This is a genomic window from Amphibacillus cookii (assembly GCF_016908375.1).
GTDB lineage: Bacteria > Bacillota > Bacilli > Bacillales > Amphibacillaceae > Amphibacillus_C > Amphibacillus_C cookii.
Window position 1 is genome coordinate 119,284 of record NZ_JAFBDS010000003.1, and the last position, 19,470, is coordinate 138,753.

The 19,470-nt window shown below is 36.2% G+C and carries 17 protein-coding genes and 1 riboswitch; of the genes, 3 read left to right on the forward strand and 14 right to left on the reverse strand.

The genetic code is table 11. The annotated features are described in order from the left end of the window. Positions 1 to 61: 61 nt before the first annotated feature. From JOE23_RS05780 to araD, 11 genes are all read right to left on the reverse strand, one after another. Positions 62 to 1,345, reverse strand: coding sequence for an extracellular solute-binding protein (locus JOE23_RS05780; protein WP_204436455.1), 1,284 nt, complete (start codon positions 1,343 to 1,345; stop codon positions 62 to 64). A gap of 944 nt (positions 1,346 to 2,289) precedes the next feature. After that, positions 2,290 to 2,931: a DUF624 domain-containing protein gene (locus tag JOE23_RS05785; RefSeq protein WP_204436456.1), complete on the reverse strand. Its 642-nt coding sequence runs from the start codon at positions 2,929 to 2,931 to the stop codon at positions 2,290 to 2,292. 33 nt (positions 2,932 to 2,964) lie between these two features. Beyond that, positions 2,965 to 3,804 carry a carbohydrate ABC transporter permease gene (locus JOE23_RS05790; protein ID WP_017471157.1) on the reverse strand — a complete coding sequence of 280 codons (840 nt, stop codon included), beginning with the start codon at positions 3,802 to 3,804 and terminating at the stop codon, positions 2,965 to 2,967. Beyond that, a complete protein-coding gene (locus JOE23_RS05795; protein WP_204436458.1) occupies positions 3,804 to 4,733 on the reverse strand; it encodes a carbohydrate ABC transporter permease in 930 nt (309 codons plus the stop codon). The genes JOE23_RS05790 and JOE23_RS05795 overlap by 1 nt, the downstream gene beginning before the upstream one ends. A gap of 63 nt (positions 4,734 to 4,796) precedes the next feature. Continuing rightward, on the reverse strand, positions 4,797 to 6,131 hold the full coding sequence (locus tag JOE23_RS05800) for an ABC transporter substrate-binding protein (RefSeq protein ID WP_204436462.1): 1,335 nt from the start codon (positions 6,129 to 6,131) through the stop codon (positions 4,797 to 4,799). Between the two features lie 388 nt (positions 6,132 to 6,519). After that, positions 6,520 to 7,638, reverse strand: coding sequence for a GntR family transcriptional regulator (locus tag JOE23_RS05805; protein WP_017471160.1), 1,119 nt, complete (start codon positions 7,636 to 7,638; stop codon positions 6,520 to 6,522). 220 nt (positions 7,639 to 7,858) lie between these two features. Further along, complete coding sequence (mmsB, locus tag JOE23_RS05810; protein ID WP_204436464.1) at positions 7,859 to 9,022, reverse strand: multiple monosaccharide ABC transporter permease; 1,164 nt, start codon at positions 9,020 to 9,022, stop codon at positions 7,859 to 7,861. Then, positions 9,019 to 10,560 carry a multiple monosaccharide ABC transporter ATP-binding protein gene (mmsA, locus tag JOE23_RS05815; RefSeq protein WP_204436466.1) on the reverse strand — a complete coding sequence of 514 codons (1,542 nt, stop codon included), beginning with the start codon at positions 10,558 to 10,560 and terminating at the stop codon, positions 9,019 to 9,021. The genes mmsB and mmsA overlap by 4 nt, the downstream gene beginning before the upstream one ends. A 66-nt stretch (positions 10,561 to 10,626) precedes the next feature. Beyond that, positions 10,627 to 11,691, reverse strand: coding sequence for a multiple monosaccharide ABC transporter substrate-binding protein (gene chvE, locus JOE23_RS05820; protein ID WP_204436468.1), 1,065 nt, complete (start codon positions 11,689 to 11,691; stop codon positions 10,627 to 10,629). A 476-nt stretch (positions 11,692 to 12,167) separates the two neighbouring features. Next, complete coding sequence (gene araA, locus JOE23_RS05825) at positions 12,168 to 13,655, reverse strand: L-arabinose isomerase (protein WP_204436471.1); 1,488 nt, start codon at positions 13,653 to 13,655, stop codon at positions 12,168 to 12,170. 41 nt (positions 13,656 to 13,696) lie between these two features. Beyond that, entirely contained in the window at positions 13,697 to 14,383 is a 687-nt protein-coding gene (gene araD, locus JOE23_RS05830) for an L-ribulose-5-phosphate 4-epimerase (protein ID WP_204436473.1), read from the reverse strand. Positions 14,384 to 14,793: 410 nt separating this feature from the next. On the opposite strand from araD, the gene JOE23_RS05835 reads away from it, so the two are divergent. From JOE23_RS05835 to JOE23_RS05845, 3 genes are read left to right on the forward strand one after another with little or no spacing between them, the layout of a single operon-like run. Then, the gene (locus JOE23_RS05835; protein WP_204436474.1) at positions 14,794 to 15,027 is read left to right on the forward strand and encodes a hypothetical protein; all 234 of its coding nucleotides are present in this window, start codon (positions 14,794 to 14,796) and stop codon (positions 15,025 to 15,027) included. A 5-nt stretch (positions 15,028 to 15,032) separates the two neighbouring features. After that, complete coding sequence (locus JOE23_RS05840; protein ID WP_204436475.1) at positions 15,033 to 15,518, forward strand: hypothetical protein; 486 nt, start codon at positions 15,033 to 15,035, stop codon at positions 15,516 to 15,518. A 31-nt stretch (positions 15,519 to 15,549) separates the two neighbouring features. Then, a complete protein-coding gene (locus JOE23_RS05845) occupies positions 15,550 to 16,101 on the forward strand; it encodes a hypothetical protein (protein WP_204436476.1) in 552 nt (183 codons plus the stop codon). A gap of 282 nt (positions 16,102 to 16,383) precedes the next feature. On the opposite strand, the gene JOE23_RS05850 is transcribed toward JOE23_RS05845, so the two are convergent. From JOE23_RS05850 to queF, 3 genes are all read right to left on the reverse strand, one after another. Beyond that, entirely contained in the window at positions 16,384 to 17,385 is a 1,002-nt protein-coding gene (locus JOE23_RS05850; protein WP_204436478.1) for an acrylyl-CoA reductase family protein, read from the reverse strand. A 137-nt stretch (positions 17,386 to 17,522) separates the two neighbouring features. Then, a complete protein-coding gene (locus JOE23_RS05855) occupies positions 17,523 to 18,161 on the reverse strand; it encodes a queuosine precursor transporter (RefSeq protein WP_204436480.1) in 639 nt (212 codons plus the stop codon). Between the two features lie 48 nt (positions 18,162 to 18,209). After that, positions 18,210 to 18,707: a preQ(1) synthase gene (gene queF / locus JOE23_RS05860; RefSeq protein WP_204436481.1), complete on the reverse strand. Its 498-nt coding sequence runs from the start codon at positions 18,705 to 18,707 to the stop codon at positions 18,210 to 18,212. A 118-nt stretch (positions 18,708 to 18,825) separates the two neighbouring features. Then, a riboswitch (PreQ1 riboswitch) is annotated at positions 18,826 to 18,872 on the reverse strand. Positions 18,873 to 19,470: the final 598 nt, after the last annotated feature.

The window sequence follows — 19,470 nt, forward strand, 5'->3', positions numbered from 1 at the left end:
CTTAACTTCTTTATATCAGTAATACGCCAAAGTAAATTTGGCGTATTACTTTAGCAACTTATTATTCGTTTGTATCTACATCATCATCAAAGTCTTCAACAGCATCTGCTGCATCCTCTAATTCTGCATCACCTTCTGCAACACGGTCATTAACAAAGCGTTGCATCTCATGCAATCCTTCATCTACATCCATTTCACCGTGAACAATATCTGCAATATAGTTATCAATAGCTTCTGCTACATATGGATAATGCTCATACGTGTAAATATATAATGAATCCTCATGTCTTTCATCTTGAGTATAAAAGGACTGCATAAATTGATCGTACTCTGGATCTTCTACAACTTCACGACTGGCTACAATTTGCCCTGCTTCTGCCCATTCAATTGAATGCTCTCGAATATATTCCAGAAATTCGCCGATGCCTTCCTCTTTTTCAGGTGTTCTCTCTTCACTTCTCAACATTGAGAACAAGTGCGCCGAAGAACGGTTATGGAAGACTTCAGCAGAATGTGAATACGTATTCGTCACACCGAAGTTCAAACTTTCAACTTGTTCATGTGCTAGTCGACTCCAAGTGCCATCCGTTGAGAATAATACATTACCAGATTGAAACATCAAATAACCATCTTCACCGTACGGCGTCATCAGACCTGCTTCATTAATTTCACGCAAATAACGAATAACTTCTCTCATTTCATCAGTATCGACAGTTGGTTCACCATCTGCTCCTTCAATATCACCGCCGACATTTTGTAATTGTGCTAATGCTACCCAACCTAACAATGCATCGTTCACCACATAATGACCCTCTTCTAATTGACCTTCAAGTTCTAACATTTCATCAAAGGTCACAACATCATCATCTAGCCAATCCATAACATCATATTGCTCTAATAAGTCAATATTGTAATACATTGCGCTACCGTGAATATCTAGGGGAATGGTATATTGGACATCATCGATAATACCGGCTGTCCATGCTTCTGGTAAATAGTTATCTTCATTTAATTCCGGTTGTTGCGAAATAATAGCATCCATTGGCACTAACAAATCATTGTTAACAAAACTAGGTACACGATCAGCATGAATCAACGTTAAATCGGGAATACCACTCCCTGACTGTAATACGGTGTAAATCTGTGTATACAAGTCAGATGTGATCACATGATTGACTGGATGTTCTGGATCCGTATCATTATAGTCTTCAACTAATTGATCCATATAGGCACCGTCTTCTCCTGTTAATGGTGTCCAAAATTCAATGACATTCTCATTTCCTCCACATCCTGTTAACAATAATGTCGTTACTGCTACTATTAGAAAAGCCAATCGTTTCTTCATGATAACTCCCCCACTTTCATAATATTAAGTTCAGCAAGACATATACATTCTATCCTTCACTAATATGGTTGTGTTTGCAAAACGGTTATGAACAAAGAAATGAAAGACTTGTTAAATCACAACCACATAACCGCAAAATCATACGTATATGTTTACGCTTTCATTATATCCGTATTTGTATGGTATTTCAATTGTTTTTTTACTAAAAACCACATATTCTTACTACAACCGTTAAACAAAGTGTCAATAACTTTGTTTTAACAAGTTTTTTGTTAGATTAACTCGATCGTACAACTATTTAAAAGTATCGGTTTTTCACCTATTACAACATACCCAGCGTAATCATTCCTTGTAAAAACAACGGCCCCCACACTACCTTTCCATCCCCAACCACGATTTACCTTACCTGTAATTAAACCCTGATCAAGATCGAGCTTGAATGTGATTAACTTTTGATTTATTCAAAAAAAGAGTAGACGCACTTTGATTGGTTACAACGCTAGTAAATGCAATATCTTTTATTTTTTTATAAGCGATATATTGTTTGATTAAAAATAATCGTAACAACAGTGTCATTACGATTATCGATGCTTATTTATTCGGTTTTTCAGTAGAATGGCGCACGATAAGTTCTGGATTAAAAACAATTGACTCTTTCGTTTCTTTATTGTTAATAGATATATTCAACTATTCATTAATAACTCTTTAATCATTTCACCATATAAAATCCCCCTTACTCATTTCTATTAATAAGCAAAGGAGATTTCCCTAGTATATTTATAGTTGCTTCTACTAAAATGTCTTGATCAAAGAGCAGTACATCTGAGAACAACGAATCTTATAAAATATTCTTCTTTAATGCGTATAGAATTAAAGAATCATTGATTAAAATATAAACAAGCAATAACTTATTGATCAGCTGCCAACTTTAGCATCTACGCACCTCAGTTATTATGAGATGTAACTAATAACTTGTCTATTTTACTAAAAGCACGTAGCATGACCCACATGACTAAGGTCGAAGTTAAACCAATCGAAAAAAATACAATCAGGCTTGGAAATTCCAAAGATAAATACACAATGGCAGAAACAAAGATAATGATTGTCATGGTGTAATGGATTTTACCTATACCAAATATTAAGGTATTTTTGATATGTTGCTTCAACGTTGCTTCATAGTGAATATATAATGGAAACAACCAAATAACCATAATAAGATATACAAAAGCAACAAAATAAAAGGCAAAAGGTGTGAAGAAATGCATTTCATTTTGTGCACTTTCAATCAATCTAAAATTAATATAAAGCACCATACCTATCGCTAGAACCACCCATCCTGTTAAATTGGCAAAAACAAATGCTCTTTTATACATGTCTTTAAACGTCTTCCATAACCTTATATCTTTTTGCCCATTTGCCAGTATCAGTTTTCTTGATACACCTAATGCCGCGACAGTAGCCGGAAAGAAGCCAAATATAAACAATCCTGAAAACAAGAAAAGAAACCACATGAAATTAATCATTGTTAAATTTAATATCCATCTTGATATGAGATCTATAGCTGAAATTGCACGCCCATTTCTCACTTCCAAATCACCCTTATTCTGATAAATTACTTATTAACCTTTTACTCCACCAACCGTTAGCCCTGATACAAAATATTTTTGGAAGAAAATAAATAGTATAATTATCGGAAGGATTGTGATGACTGAACCAGAAATTAAAATGTCGTAATTATTACCATACGGTGTGAGTAAAGATGCAAGCCCTACAGGTAGCGTAAACATATCATTAGACCGAATAACAAGTAATGGCCATAAGAAGTTATTCCAACTGCTTAAGCCTTGTAATATGGCCATGGCTGCAAACGAAGGAAGCATAAGAGGCATCATAATCTTAAAGAAGATCCCATACTCCGTTGATCCATCAATTCTAGCCGCATCCATCAATTCCTTTGGAAGACCTAATGCATATTGTCTAAAAAAGAAAACAGCAATCGGTGCAACAATCAAAGGTAACATAATACCAAAGTACGTATTGATCAAATTTAAATCAATAAATAATTGATAAAGTGGCAACATCAAAATTTCAAACGGAATCATTAATATAAGTAAAACCAACAAAAAGACAAAATTACGCCCTTTAAAGTTATAAACGGCCATGGCATACCCAACCATTGATGAAAAAAATAAAGATAAAACAATGGTTACAGTAGTGATAATTAGACTGTTGCCATACCACTGCCAGTAGTCGCCGGCTTCCCTGAAAATATACAAATAGTTGTTTAAGCTTAAATTAGACCAATCGATCGTCAAGCTGATTCCATTTCTCATTAATTCAGAAGAAGGACGAAATGATGAAATCAGTAAACTTAAGATTGGAAATAGTGCAACCAATGATATAACACAAAAGAAACAGTTAATGATCACCTTTATTAACATCGTTTTAGTATCTTTCATTATTCATCACCTCGCTTAAATGCACCTGTTAAGTTAAGCTGAATAATACTAATAACAAATATAATCAAGATAATAATAACTCCTAAAGCAGCACCAAATCCCATATCATTTCGCTGGACACCTTGTGTATACATATAACCGATCATAGATAGACCAATATTACCTGGAGAGTTTGTTTCCCAAAAGACATAACTCTCTTCAAACATTCTAAATCCATTTATAATTGAAATGGTCGTAACAAAAGTGATAATTGGCTTCAGATGAGGCACGGTGACATAAAAAAACTTTTGAAATACGTTCGCGCCATCAATGTCAGCTGATTCGTATAACTCTAAGGGGACATTTTGTAGTGCCGCCAAATAATACATAACATTTACGCCCATCCATCGCCAACTACTCAATATGACCATTAAAAACATAGCCGACCAAGATGTATATTGCCATTGAATGGGTTCTACTCCAAACCAACCGATGACTTGATTAGCAAACGATGACCCTGTTTCACCAAATAGCAATCTAAATACCGTACCCGCCACTATAATAGAAGCAAGCGATGGTATAAATAATGAAGCTCTGTAAAACGTCGAAAATTTAGCGAATTTAGAATTGAGCATAGCAGCCAAAAATATAGGAACAGTTACTAAAATGACACAGGTTAATATGACATATGTTGTTGTGTTCTGGAATGCTTGATAAAATGTAGGATTTAATATCCTTCGATAATTACTTAATCCTACAAACTCCGTTTGACCCGGTAATATTCTTTGAAAGCTCATAACAAACGCTTGTATAGTTGGATAAAATGTTAATAAAGTAAATGATATAATAAATGGGAAAATAAACACATAAGGTGCCACTTTTTTTGAGTTCAAAAAAGTTAAAAGTCTGTTTGGTCTTGTGTAAATGTTACTCTTCATTTCTTGTCCCATTTACCCATCCTCCTAATTTATTTTTCAAGGGAGACAGCTTACAAACTGTCTCCAAACTGTGTTTTAATCCATTATCGCTCTAACACTTTCAGTTGCTTGCTGCAAAGCTTCTTCCGGTGTTTGACTTTGTTGCCGTAAAACATTAAACATAATGTTAGAGTCTATCTCCTCTAATACATCTGGTGTATATGGTGTCATGTGTACACCAACCACATCGTCTCTAATGTCTAGCAAAATATCGAAAATATCATCATGAAAATAACGATAAAAATCATTATCTTCTCTTATTTCCTCTGAATCCCATACATCCCAACGTGGTGGATCAAAACCTAATTGTGTCCATAACGCTATGTTTCCTTCTTCTGTTAACTTGGCATATGCTAGAAAGTCTTTTGCAAGCTCTACGTCTTCTGCTTGATTGGTAACGGTAGTGCCTGTTCCTCCCATAGCAACTGATCTGGTATCTGATCCCGGCCATTCTGGCAGTGGACGCATTTCGATATTTCCATCTAAATCTTCCATATTGACCATAAATTCATTCATATAAAACGTGGGTGCAATCAGAGAAGCCTGCCCTCCACCATTCATAAAACCAAAAAATTCTTCTGAATGATAATGACCGCCAGGGGTTACATCAGCTATTTCATGTTCTATTACTAAATCTGCAACAAATTGCAGTGCCTCAATATTCTCTGCACTATCTAATGTCAAGTCGCCATTATCATCAAAAAAATCTGAACCAGACTGACGAACAAACGGCCAAATACCATACCAATTCTCAGCTATTGTAGTCATTGGTACACCTGTATTTTCCGTTACCTGTATCCCTGCTTCAACGTAGTCATCCCAAGTTATTATTTTATCAATATCAACACCCGCTTCTTCCATGATGGCGGTATTATAGTAAACAACAGTTGCCCCTAAATGCGTTGGCGCACCATAATATTGTCCTTCATGACTATACATATCCAGCCGCTCTGTTATAAAATTATCTATCTCGGGTTCAATTAAGTCATTTAACGGCTCCAATTGGATTTCACCTTGTAAAAAATTTGGAAACCTAGCAATTTCTATATCTACCATATCTGGTGCCCCTTGGCCTGATTGCAAAGCTAACGTTAAATTATTGTGCATTTGATCAAAAGGATAAGTCTCTGCAGTGAACTGAATTGGATTGTCTGGAAACTCTTCATTCCATCTTATAGCAGCATCTTCAAAGAAATCTGCGTGCGTTCCTGCAAAAGTCCAAAATGTTAATTCAGAAGCCCCTTCTATGTTGTCACCAACTGTTACGACCTCCTCAGCTTCTTCTCCGCTCTCTGTTGCTCCATTACCGCCACAAGCAATCAATACGATGGTCAACAGTAAAAAAACAAAACTGAAATATATTTTCTTCATAGTCTTCCCTCCTTAAGATATTACGCACATATGAAAGGTATAAAAAACAATTATTTGTTCGTACATATTATAAAAAATATTATACAATACTTTGTATGCAGTTTTGACGTTGTGAATTTCATCATAAAAAAGCTGTTCAAATATGGATTTCAAAATGAAATCCAATACACTCAATCTTGATCGCACAACTTTAATAAACACTTTCGTTAACGTTGAATATTGCATTTAATCAATGGATGTGAACGACTTGTTAAATATATGCAGTGTCCTACTAAAACATTCGTTTTATGACGACACTTTTTCATTCAACTTTACTTCTCTCTTTTAAATGGATTAACTTAGCTCACAAAAAAACCGTAACAACAAGATGTTATCACAGTTTCATTGATCACTTATTTAATTTGGCTGTAGATTGACGAATAACCAGTTCTTGTTCGAACACATATGAATTTATTGTTTCCTTCATTTTCTGGCGATTACTATTTTTATCTCTCACTAACTCTAAAATCAATTCAGCAGCCTTTTTACCTAACTCACTTTGCGGGTGTTTAATCGTTGTCAACTTCACCTCGGATACTTCGGCTAAAAAGGAATCGTCAAATCCTACAATTGATATGTCCTTAGGAATTTGCAATTCCCTTTTACGTAATACATCCAATAATGTAATTGCCAATTCGTCGTTATAGCATACTAAGCCGGTTGGCCGTTCTTTCTCAGGTAAAGCTAATAATTTTTCTAATTCTTCAATGGGTTTATGGTATTTATCTTCTGTTCGATACGTCACAATGTTATTTGGATTAATCGGCAAACTATGTTTACGGTGGGCTTTTAAATACCCTTTCATCCGCTTCGCGCCTTGTCCGTCATCATTTTTAAAGAAACCGACTATATTTTCATGACCTAGCTCAATGAGGTGTTCTGTTTGTTTCAATCCACCTAATTCATCATTAACGGTAATGCTGAGCGGCTCTAACTCATCATAATAAGCATTAATCATAATATAAGGAATATTTTGGCGCTCAAGATTTAAATAGTAGTTAATATTAGGATTACTTATCGCACTCTTGGTCGGTTCAACGATTACACCGTCAAAATGCTGTGTTAAGATCTTCTCTAAAAAGCGCCGCTCGTTTTCATGATCATTATTCGTACTAAACAAACTTACATGATAGCCGTTTTGACTTAAGTATGACTCAGCTCCTCTGATAATAGAAGGAAAAATGTAATCAGAGATATATGTGGTTATAATCGCGATATTTTTTTGATTCTGAGGGACTTGTCCGTTCTCCTCTTTTGATCGATCTGCACAAAAAGTGCCCGCCCCTTGTTCTCGATAAAGCCAACCTTGATTGACTAATTCCCCAATTGCTAACCGAACGGTATGTCGACTGACATTAAATTGTTTCATTAACTCGCTTTCCGAGCTGATCTTTTGATGGGGTTGAAAAGTCCCATCTAATATTTTTGACTTAATTGCTTGTTTGACGATACTGTATTTTGTCTGCATAAGTTACACCTCACTCACTAAATCTTATTATAACTCATCATATCATTTATTATATGTATTTAAAATAAGATTTTGTTATTCAAAGGTCGTTGCTTCATATATGTCGTTTAATCACTCTCGCATTAATTGATACGTATATGTTCATTCATAAAAATACCCCCTCCTCAATATAACAAGAAAACAATGTTAATCAAGTGGGGGATTGTCACCTTCATTCATTTTATGAAGATTTTTTCTTATTTAAGATATCAAAAGCAACTGCTCCCAACAATACTAACCCTTTAATCGCTTGTTGCCAGTCAATTCCTACACCAAGAAGGGACATACCGTTATTTAACACACCCATTATTAATGAACCAATAACAGCACCTACCACTGTTCCAATACCACCAGTAAGTGAAGCACCTCCAATTACAGCTGCGGCAATGGCATCTAATTCAAATAAATTCCCCGCTTGTGGTGTTGCTGCATTTAGTCGACCAGCAAAAACAAGGCCTGCCAACGCAGCCAGCACACCCATATTCACATAAACCCAAAATTTAACTTTCTTCGCTTTTACACCGGATAACAAGGCAGCTCTTTCATTTCCACCCACTGCATAAATATGTCTACCACCAATTGTTCTATTCATATAAAAAGTATAACCAGCCACTAAAATAAGCAAAATCAATAAAATATATGGAATACCAGCATAAGCAGCTAATCTATAAGCAAAAAAACCAATGATAATCACAACACTTACTACTTTAGTTACAAAAAGAGTAGGAGATGACACGACTTGATTGTATTTTTTCATATTCTTTCTAAATTTAACTTGCATCACGACATATAGGATACAAGCTATTACACCAAGGATTATCGTAAAAAGATGAAGAGAATCTCCCGAAAACCAATCATTCATGAAACTTGAACTGATGGTTCTAAACTGTGTTGGAAAAGGAGCTAAGGTTCGCCCGCCAAGTACGACCATGGTTAGACCTCTAAATAATAACATCCCTGCCAAGGTCACGATAAAAGCTGGCACTTTAATAAAAGCAACCCAAAACCCTTGCCAAGCACCAATCAAAGCACCGATCACTAGTGAAAGTAAAACAGCTAACACGACAGGCATATTCATGCTAATCATAAAGGTGGCAGAGATTGCGCCAATAAATGCAGCCACTGATCCTACTGAAAGATCTATTTCACCAGTTATGATGACAAGTACCATACCTATCGCTAGAATAATAATATAACTATTTTGCATAATTATATTTGTTATGTTTAATGGGGTTAACAATATCCCCCCCGTTAATACTTGAAAAATGATGACAATACCAACCAAAGCAATGATCATTCCAAATTTTCTTATGTTCTGTGTAATTAAATTCTTGATTTCGTTCATTTAACTTCACTCCTATTATCACGTGTCATATACGTCATCAGTTTCTCTTGGTTAGCTTCTGCTTTAAGAAATTCCCCTGTCATACAACCATTAGACAATGTATATATTCGATCACATGTCCCTAAAAGTTCAGGTAGTTCTGAAGAAATAACAATAATACATTTTCCATTTTCAGCTAATTTGTTCATTATTTTATAAATTTCATTTTTTGCCCCCACGTCAATTCCACGTGTAGGCTCATCTAATATAAGAATATCAGGGTCCGTATATATCCATTTTCCTAACACCACTTTTTGTTGATTTCCACCACTCAAATTGATGACTTTCTGATTAACATGAGGCGCTTTTATGTTTAATTTAACTTTTAGCTCCTCCACCACTTCCGATTCTTTATACTCATCGATGGTTATTTTTTTTAGTAATTTACTTAAACCGGATAGGGTCATATTTTTTTTAATGCTATCCTCTAGAATTAAGCCATATTCTTTACGATCTTCAGACACATACGCCATCCCATGTCTAATAGCTTCATCAACATCTTTGATTGAAATCTCATGCCCGTTCTTCTTTAGTTTTCCGCTCAAAAATTTCCCGTACATGCGCCCGAAGATACTCATCATTAATTCCGTTCGTCCGGCACCCATTAGTCCAGCAATTCCAAGTATTTCGCCTTTTCGAACGTTAAAATTCACCTTATTTGCCACTAATCGGTTTGGAATTTGCGGGTGAGCGACTGTCCAGTTTATAATTTCTAACATAACATCCCCAATGTTGACATTACGATCTGGATAAAGGTTATCTAAACTTCTTCCTACCATCCCTCTAATGATTCTGTCCTCGGTTATATTTCCATCTTTGGCTGATAAAGTCTCAATCGTTTTCCCGTCTCTCAAAACCGTTATATGATCAGCTACTTTTAATACTTCTTTTAACTTATGTGAGATTAATACTGACGTTAAACCTTGCTTTTTAAATTCTACTAATAGATCTAGTAAATTTTCACTTTCTGTTTCATTAAGTGCTGCAGTTGGTTCATCAAGTATTAAAAGGTTCACTTTTTTAGATAACGCCTTGGCTATTTCAACTAACTGTTGTTGGCCCACACCAATATGTCGAATCAAATCACTGCTTTCCACCCGCAAACCAACTTGTTGTATAAGTTTATTTGTTTCAATTGTTGTTTTTCCCCAATCAATGATCCCTTTTTCTGTTTGCTCATTACCTAAATATACGTTTTCTGCCACAGACAAATCCGGTATTAGTGCAAGTTCTTGATGGATAATGACAATTCCTTTCGCTTCACTTTCATTAATATCTTTAAATTCACATCGTTGATTTCTAAAATGAATCTCACCGCTGTATGAACCGAATGGGTGAATACCACTTAATACTTTCATTAAAGTTGATTTACCAGCGCCATTTTCACCTACTAGCGCATGAATTTCACCTTCCTCTACTTTGAAATTCACATCGTCTAATGCTTTGACACCAGGAAACGCCTTTGTAATATTCTTCATTTCTAATATCACATCACCCAAATCTAACACCTCTTTCAATTAAGAGGTAAATAACACTAAGCTATTTACCTCTTAATAATTTATCGATTAATGAATTTCATCCTCATCATAGTAACCCGATTCAATCAATACTTCTTCATAGTTATCAATATCCACGGATACAGGCTCTATTAAATACGACGGAACTATCTTTTCGTTGTTATCATATGTCTCTGTATCATTCACTTCTGGTTCTTCATTTTCAATTACAGCTCGAGCCATCTCGACAGCCTGTTCAGCTAGTAACCTTGTGTCTTTAAAAATCGTTTGCGTTTGTTCACCTTCAACGATCGATCGAATCGATGAACGTTCAGCATCTTGACCCGTTATAAGAGGTAAAGGACGTGAATCTGTACCGTAACCTACCGCTTTTAATGAAGAAACAATACCTAAGCTAATACCGTCAAACGGTGAATATACGACATCAATATCCTCGTCTGAATAATGTGCACTTAGCAAGTTATCCATACGTTCTTGTGCTTCTGAACCACTCCAGCGTAAAGTAGCGCCTTGGCTGAAATCCGTTTGCCCACTTCTAACTATCAATTTACCTTCATCAATATAGGGTTGGAGTACAGACATTGCACCATCCCAGAAAAAGTAAGCATTATTGTCATCGGGTGAACCAGCAAATAATTCTATATTATAAGATTCTTCACTTTCATCTAACGCCAACTGCTCCTCAATATATTCTCCTTGTAATACACCGACCTGAAAGTTATCGAACGTGGCATAATAACTGACATGTTCGTGATTCATAATCAAACGGTCATAAGCAATGACAGGTATATCTAAATTTTGCGCTTGATCTAGCACATCAGTTAATGCTTCACCGTCAATTGAGGCAATAACAAGTATGTCCACACCTTGTGTAATCATGTTTTCAATTTGAGATAGTTGATTTTCCACAACATCTTCCGCATATTGCAAGTTCGTTTCATAACCTAAATCTTCAAACATATCTACCATGTTGTTCCCATCATCAACCCATCTCTCTGAAGATTGTGTTGGCATGGCAATCCCAACTGTCCGCTTCTCACCATCTCCTTCTTCTGATTGACATGCTGCTATCAATAGTAAACTCAATATAATCATTACAATTAGCTTCTTCATGATAAATCCTCCTTCACCCTTTATATTGAATACGTTTACATTATATGCTTGGTTATACGTACATTTTACTCAATTTATAAATTAATTTATAAACACACCCTTAGAAGGCGATATATTGGGCTATTTTTAAATCTCATACTTGGATGGTAGCTTAATGGCGGATCACTAACTATTGCTACTAAATGATCTGTATCATCCTTTGAAACACTCTAAGTTTATAAAACGGACCTTCAATTCAGGACTTTAGCGTCCGTTAGCTCCCGTCTAAATTGATTTTCTATATGCTCTATTTTGAGGCAGGCATTTTATTAACGATTATTTGTGATAAAATCAGCATTTGCTTCGTACTTAGTGAATACGTTCGCTTTACTTTATACTTGGCACTTTTAAATTTTTCATTGGATCCAACTTATTCGTTAAATTTCACCATAGAAAAACCCGAGATCGCACATAATCTCGGGTTTTTCAAGTTAATACTATTTTTTAAATGCTATTTCATTCCATCTTAATTCATTTTTAAATTGGCGTAAGTTCAAGTCTTTATCAATGACGACACACTCGATATCTACCATCTCGGCGAAATCAACAAGTTGCTCTGTTGACACTTCAAAAGATAAGACCGTATGATGCGCACCACCTGCATAAATCCAAGCTGTGGCAGATTCACTCAATGAAGGTTCAGGTTTCCACAATACTTTAGCTACCGGTAAATGTGGCGTGTCTATTTTCGGTTCTTCCGCCTTAATTTCGTTTATAATTAGGCGATAGCGACCGCCCAATTCAACAAGTGATACATTGATCGCTTCTCCACCTTTGCCATCGAAGACAAGACGAGCCGGATCCTCCTTACCACCAATTCCGAGTGGATTTACAACAATCTTAGGTTTTGTCGCCGAGACAGTAGGACAAATCTCTAACATATGCGATCCTAAAATCATTTCATTATCTGGTTCTAAATGATACGTATAATCTTCCATAAATGACGTTGCCTTATTATCTGAGATCACTTTCATTAATCGCGTAAGGGCTGCGGTGCGCCAATCTCCCTCACCAGCAAAACCATAACCTTGTGCCATCAACCTTTGAGCGGCTAGACCTGGCAACTGTTTCATCCCATGCAAATCTTCGAAGTTTGTCGTAAATGCCGTATAATTCCCTTTACTCAAAAATGACTTTAATGCTAATTCAATCTTTGCTTGATAAAGGATTGCATCTCGAATCGGGCCATGTTCACTAGCCTGTTCAGGCAGTTGATATAGTGATTGATACTCTTTATACAGTTGCTCTAACGCTTCATTTGACACTTGATTTATTTCTTCAACCAAATCACCAATGCCATAGTAGTCAACGGTCCAACCAAATTTAATTTGGGCTTCAATTTTATCTCCATCTGTGACGGCAACGTTCCGCATATTATCACCAAATCGTGCCACACGGATATTCGTGCCTTCTTTAACACTAAGGGCTGTTTTCATCCATGTTGCTAATTGATTAATCACATGTTGATTTTCCCAATGACCGACAATAACTTTCCGACCCAATCCTAGTCGTGTACCGATAAACCCATATTCTCGGTCACCGTGAGCCGCTTGATTCGTATTCATAAAATCCATATCTATCGTTTCCCATGGTACATCACGGTTAAACTGTGTATGCAAATGAAGTAACGGTGTTTGCAAAGCTTTTAAACCAGCAATCCATGATTTGGCTGGCGAAAAGGTATGCATCCATGTGATCACACCCGCACAATCTTCATCAGCATTTGCCTCCAACGCTAATCGGTGAATGCTATCAGCGGTGGTTACCACTTGTTTAAATTTAATTGGATACGGTAACACACCGGCTCCATTTAGCCCTTCAACAATCTTTTTAGAATTCGCTTCAACTTCTAATATGGTCTCTTCCCCATATAGAGGCTGGCTCCCTGTAACAAACCAAAATTCGTAAGGTTTTATCTCTAACATATCCATTCCTCCAAACGTCGTTTATCTTTTATAAATAAAAATCATTGTCCATAATAGGCATTTTTACCATGCTTTCTTAAGTAATGTTTATCTAATAATGTTTGTTGCATATCTTGTGTATTGGGGTTAATTTGATAAGTTCTTAATGCCATTTTGGCAACCTCTTCAAGAACCACTGCATTATGGACGGCAGCAGCTGGGTCTTTCCCCCAATTAAATGGAGCGTGGTTATGAACAAGTACACTTGGAACGGCATTTTCATCGATTTGTTTAAATGTCTCCACAATCACATGTCCCGTTTCCAACTCATAATCACCGTTAATCTCAGCTTCTGTCATCTTCCTTGTGCATGGGATTTCTCCATAGAAATAATCACCATGTGTTGTGCCTAGTGCAGGAATAGGTTTTCCTGCTTGCGCCCAACTTGTCGCCCACGGTGAGTGAGTATGCACAACCCCGCCAATATTAGGGAAATACTTATACAATACTAAGTGCGTCGGGGTATCAGAAGATGGTTTTTTATTACCTTCTACGATATGTCCGTCTAAATCGACAACAACAAGATCATCAACCGACATATCCTCATAAGGAACGCCACTCGGTTTTATTACAACTAATTGAGATTCTTTATCGTAACCGCTTACATTACCCCATGTAAAAGTTACTAATTCGTGCTTAGGTAACGCTAAATTCGCTGCTAACACCTGTTCTTTTAATTTATCAAGCATGTTATTCAATCAACACCTTTCTCTCCGGAGTTTCTTGTACGGATGTATCATTACTCATTATCATTTTAATATAATTTGTACGTACATTCAATATGAAAGTTTATCTTTTTTTATTTTTCTCACAGGTTAAAAAAGCTTGTTTTATAAATATATAAGCTTATATTATTGTAATATGACTGTTTGTTTTCATTTAAATATTAAAAAAGTCCATACAAGTTCACCTCGAATTTAAGTAGATCATGATAATCAGCATTCCGTATATAGAGCATTTATTTATTGACAAAATAGTGCGTGCGTTTATATGTGATGGTCCTAGACCTTTTTTCCTCTGATGTTTTAATGAGTAAAACTTCCCTACTTTAGTCATGTTCAAGAATTAACCATTAAACCTGTATAATGGAAGGGTAATTATGACGAATGAAATCATAAGTCGTTGGAAAGAACTAAATTCTTTAAATCCAGAGCTCCCTTACCCACAAGAAGAGGTAGTCAATAAAAACTGGCTAGAAGTTGGATTATTTTACAATAAAGAACTAATTGATTTAGATTTGACCATATCTGATTATATTTTAGGAGGTATTTTGCAAGAGGGTCAAACTGCAGAGGAACTAGTGGCAGGTGAATTATACCAATATGAGGAGTAAACGCAATGAAAATTAACAAAAAAAGAAATTTTATTTTTATCTTCATCTTATTTATTTTATTAATTACCTTCTTTATTGCCTATAATCACTCTGGACCAAGCAAGGAATTTTTATTTGAGCAGCATGAGTTGGCGCTTAAGTTAAGGCTAGATATAGACTATCAAGTCAACCATGATTCGCTTGTCCCTATTCTTAACGCTACATCATATACAGATGAGTTACTAAGTAGATGGAATGCAATAGCTAATTTTCATCCGACGTTTAATTATCCTAAAGATGCTATAAAATCAGCCGATTGGAATGCAGTAGGAAAAGTCCTTGATCACGATTGGGAGATTTATGATGATATAGCTAATGATATGATAGCTAAAGCAGAGGACGTTCCAGAAAATTTTAGTTTACATGGCCAACATATTTATGATTATATACTAACTGGAGTTACCAACAAATTATATTTTAAAGAATTACTTATCGAGTTAGGGATTGAATAATTGCGATCATATTATTGGAGGGATAAGCCTAGTGTCTAATAAGAAGAAGCTTTTCCTACTATTTTTAGTCATTATTAGTATTATAAGTTGCTTGTATTATTTTATAATGCAAAATGATGAAAAATTGATAGAAAAAGAGCTAACGCATTTAATACAAAGCGATTTAGAAGGTTATCAATTTAAGTTTATTGACAATAATCACGCGCTTGCTTTTTATGGATGGGGATATCCTTCTCAACCTCATTATGGTTTGGTAGAGTTAGAAAAAACAATGTTTGGCTGGCAAGTTATTGATGGCTATAGTAACTTTTTTATATCAGAAGATAGCCTAATCTTATGGGAAGCTACTTCACTAGCTGACTATTTCATCTTAAGAGGACCTATACATCATCGCGTCTCAAAACTTGAACTGGTAAACCAAACAAGTGAAAAGTTAACCGCAGAAATATTTGAAGTGAACGCTGTGCATAACATGTTTTATTTCCTATTAGAAGAAAAGCCCTCAACGGGTGCTACGCTGATATTGCGAGATCCTGAAAATGAAATAATTGAGCAAGTAGATCTAGAGTTTGATGACAAATAATACTAATATACACTTTCTTCGCTTAACTTTAAGCATTTGAAGTGGGATTTTTGGTTATTGAGTCCAAACATTTAAATGTGGTGGAGTAGACAGCACCCCACCACACATGGCAAAACATCGGCATTGTCCCAAATGCTTTGTATTTATTTGCTGTTGTCTGGTACTTGAGGTGCTTATTCTTTTAGGTATGTTCTCCTCCAACGCTTTTCTATCTGATTCTAATTATTCACATACAGCCTCAAATCTTCACTGTTACACAGATATCCTCCACGTTTACTCGTTTTACAAAAGATTAACAATGATTCTACCACGCGCTTTTCCTTCTAATAACGTTGGTAGTGATTCACTTAATGCATCTAAAGTAATTTCTTGATTGGTAATCGATTGAAATTGTTTGGTGGTTAACTTAAGATCTGTAGCCATGCGTTGCCATACGTTTTTTCTAACATCCATCGGACAAAACACGGAGTCGATCCCAATTAAGTGTACACCACGTAATATAAATGGATGAACAGAAGTCGGGACTTTAACACCGCCTGTTAGGCCACTAACAGCGACAGCTCCATTATAGCTTAATTTACTAATAATCGAAGCAAGTGTCTCTCCTCCAACCGGATCAACAGCGCCCGCCCACGTTTGTTTATCAATGCTACGACGTTTTTCACCTGTAACTGCCTTTCGATCAATGATCGTTGTAGCACCAAGGTCAGATAACCATTGATGCGCTTCGTCTTTACCTGTACTCGCTTCAACATGATAACCAAGATTAGCTAACATCGCTGTCGCAATACTGCCCACACCACCAGAAGCACCTGTCACTAATACATTTCCTCGATCTGGTGTGACGTTGTGCGCTTGCAACTGATCAATTGAAAGGGCAGCTGTTAATCCAGCAGTACCTAGTATCATTGCTTCTTTCAATGTTAACCCATTAGGTAGAGGAAGCACCCACTCCGCTTTCACTCGTGCATATTGACTATACCCTCCATCATGGCTAACACCTAAATCGTAACTGGTTACAATAACAGGATCACCTGTCGAAAAACGGTCATCACTTGACTCAACAACCTCTCCAGCTAGATCAATACCAGGAATCATAGGATAATCTTTTACAATCGGACTATCTGACATATTTGCCAAGGCATCTTTGTAATTAATCCCCGAGTAGTGTACACGAATGAGAACTTCCCCTTCAGGCAAATCTCTTATCGTCAATGCCCTTACTTGACCATCGACTTGACCATTTTTTTCAACTAACTGATAAGCTTTGAAACTTCCATCCATCTTGATCACCTCTCCATATAGTATTCAAAAACATGCTTTGCACGATTAACTGATTCTGATTCCATTATACATTGCCATGTCAAAACAGGCACTTATTTTAGATAAGTGCCTGTTTACTATGATGTTTAAGAGCTTTCTTATCCTGCTTTAACCTCAGGTGTATAAAGCTCACTCTGCTGCTCTTTACGTGCCCATCTCACTAGAAGGTAGGTAAATGGTGTATCGGCTACAGCAACAATAAATTTAAATACATATTGTGTAATAATCATTGAGATCAAGACGTTTGTAGGAACAGTACCTATAAATGCAATGATAATAAAGATAGCTGTATCAATAAGTTGACTTGATGCTGTTGATAAATTATTTCTCAGCCATAACTTCTTCGTTCCATGTTTCTGTTTTAGACGATGGAAGACCGATACATCAATATGTTGACTAATGATATAGGCGAATAAACTAGCAAACATCACACGGAAACTACCGCCCAATATCGCCTCAAATTCTGCTTGCATCCCGAAGGCTTCTGCAGCTGGTAAATGAATCGCCGCTAAAACAAAAAACAAAGCAACAACTTGGGTAAAGAAACCGGCTCTTACTGTTTTCATAGCAGCATCTTTGCCATAAACTTCACCAATCACATCGGTAATTAAGTAAGTGACAACATAAACAATCGCTGCAGCTGGTAAAATAAATTCACCCACGCTGAACAATTTTACTGAAATAATATTAGATAAAATTAATAAACCAACAAATAAACCATTTAAATAAATAAACATTTTTAACGCTCCTTCACTATAATTAGGAGGTCTCTTCACTAACCCTCATTAGCGATTATCAACTTTTTCTGGGTACAGGTCGTGATTCAGCATACGATGTGTTGCCATCTCTTCATATTTCGTATTTGGCTTACCATAATTACAAAAAGGATCAATCGAAATACCACCGCGCGGGGTAAATTTCCCCCATACTTCAATATATCTTGGCTCCATCAATTCAATCAGATCGTTCATAATGATATTGATACTATCCTCATGAAAATCACCATGATTACGGAAACTAAACAAATAAAGTTTAAATGATTTACTTTCAACCATTTTTTGATCAGGAATGTAACTAACATAGATCGTGCCGAAGTCTGGCTGATTTGTTTTTGGGCATAATGTAGTAAATTCAGGGCAATTAAATTTAACAAAATAATCCCGGTTCGGGTGCTTATTGTCAAATGTCTCAAGAACTTCCGGTGTATAATCAAAGTTATATGTCGTCTCTTGATTTCCTAGTAGTGATAAATCTGTTAATTCATCTTGCTGACGTTGATCCATTTGTACACGTCTCCTTTCACTGTCTACTATCCTCAGGTTACGATCACACCCATATCGATCGATTCCTCATACACAAAAAAACCACACCCACTAAGGATATGGTTCGTTATCACGTCATATGCCCTTAGTTTTTTATAGAGGGTTTAAGCTAAGAACCTCTCCGATAAATAATCGGAAAATATTTTTCCATTACTGAGATAGTATACTGATTTACAAACGTGTTGTCAATAACGTTCTAGTTAGTTACTCAACTTTCGCACACTGAAAATAGTCATTCAACCTTGATCGTGCTCAATAGGCTTGTTGACATTACTTCTGCATGGATGTGCCGCGGACGTTTAGCACGTTATTTCGTTCCGAAAAGCAAGGGATTCGCTTTTCGCGGGGATGGCTTCAGCTAACTTGCGTCGCAAAGATCACGCCTCAAGTGGATCTTCAGCTCATCCTATTCCCGCAGAAGTCTCACCTCTTGCTTATTGCCACTTAGACAATGCGATTTCTCCATTTTGCGTACGAACGCAACTGCTTTCGTGCGAATTTCTTACTTTTCATGCGATCGCAACTCGCTTTCATGCGAATTTCTTACTTTTCGTGCGATCGCAACTAATTTTCATGCGAACGTAACCTGCTTTCGTGCGAATTTCTTACTTTTCGTGCGATCACAACTCGCTTTCGTGCGAATTCCTCTCTTTTCATGCGAACGTAACTCGCTTTCGAGTCAAGTCCAGCCGCACGAAATAAAGCACTATTTAGCAGATGAGAT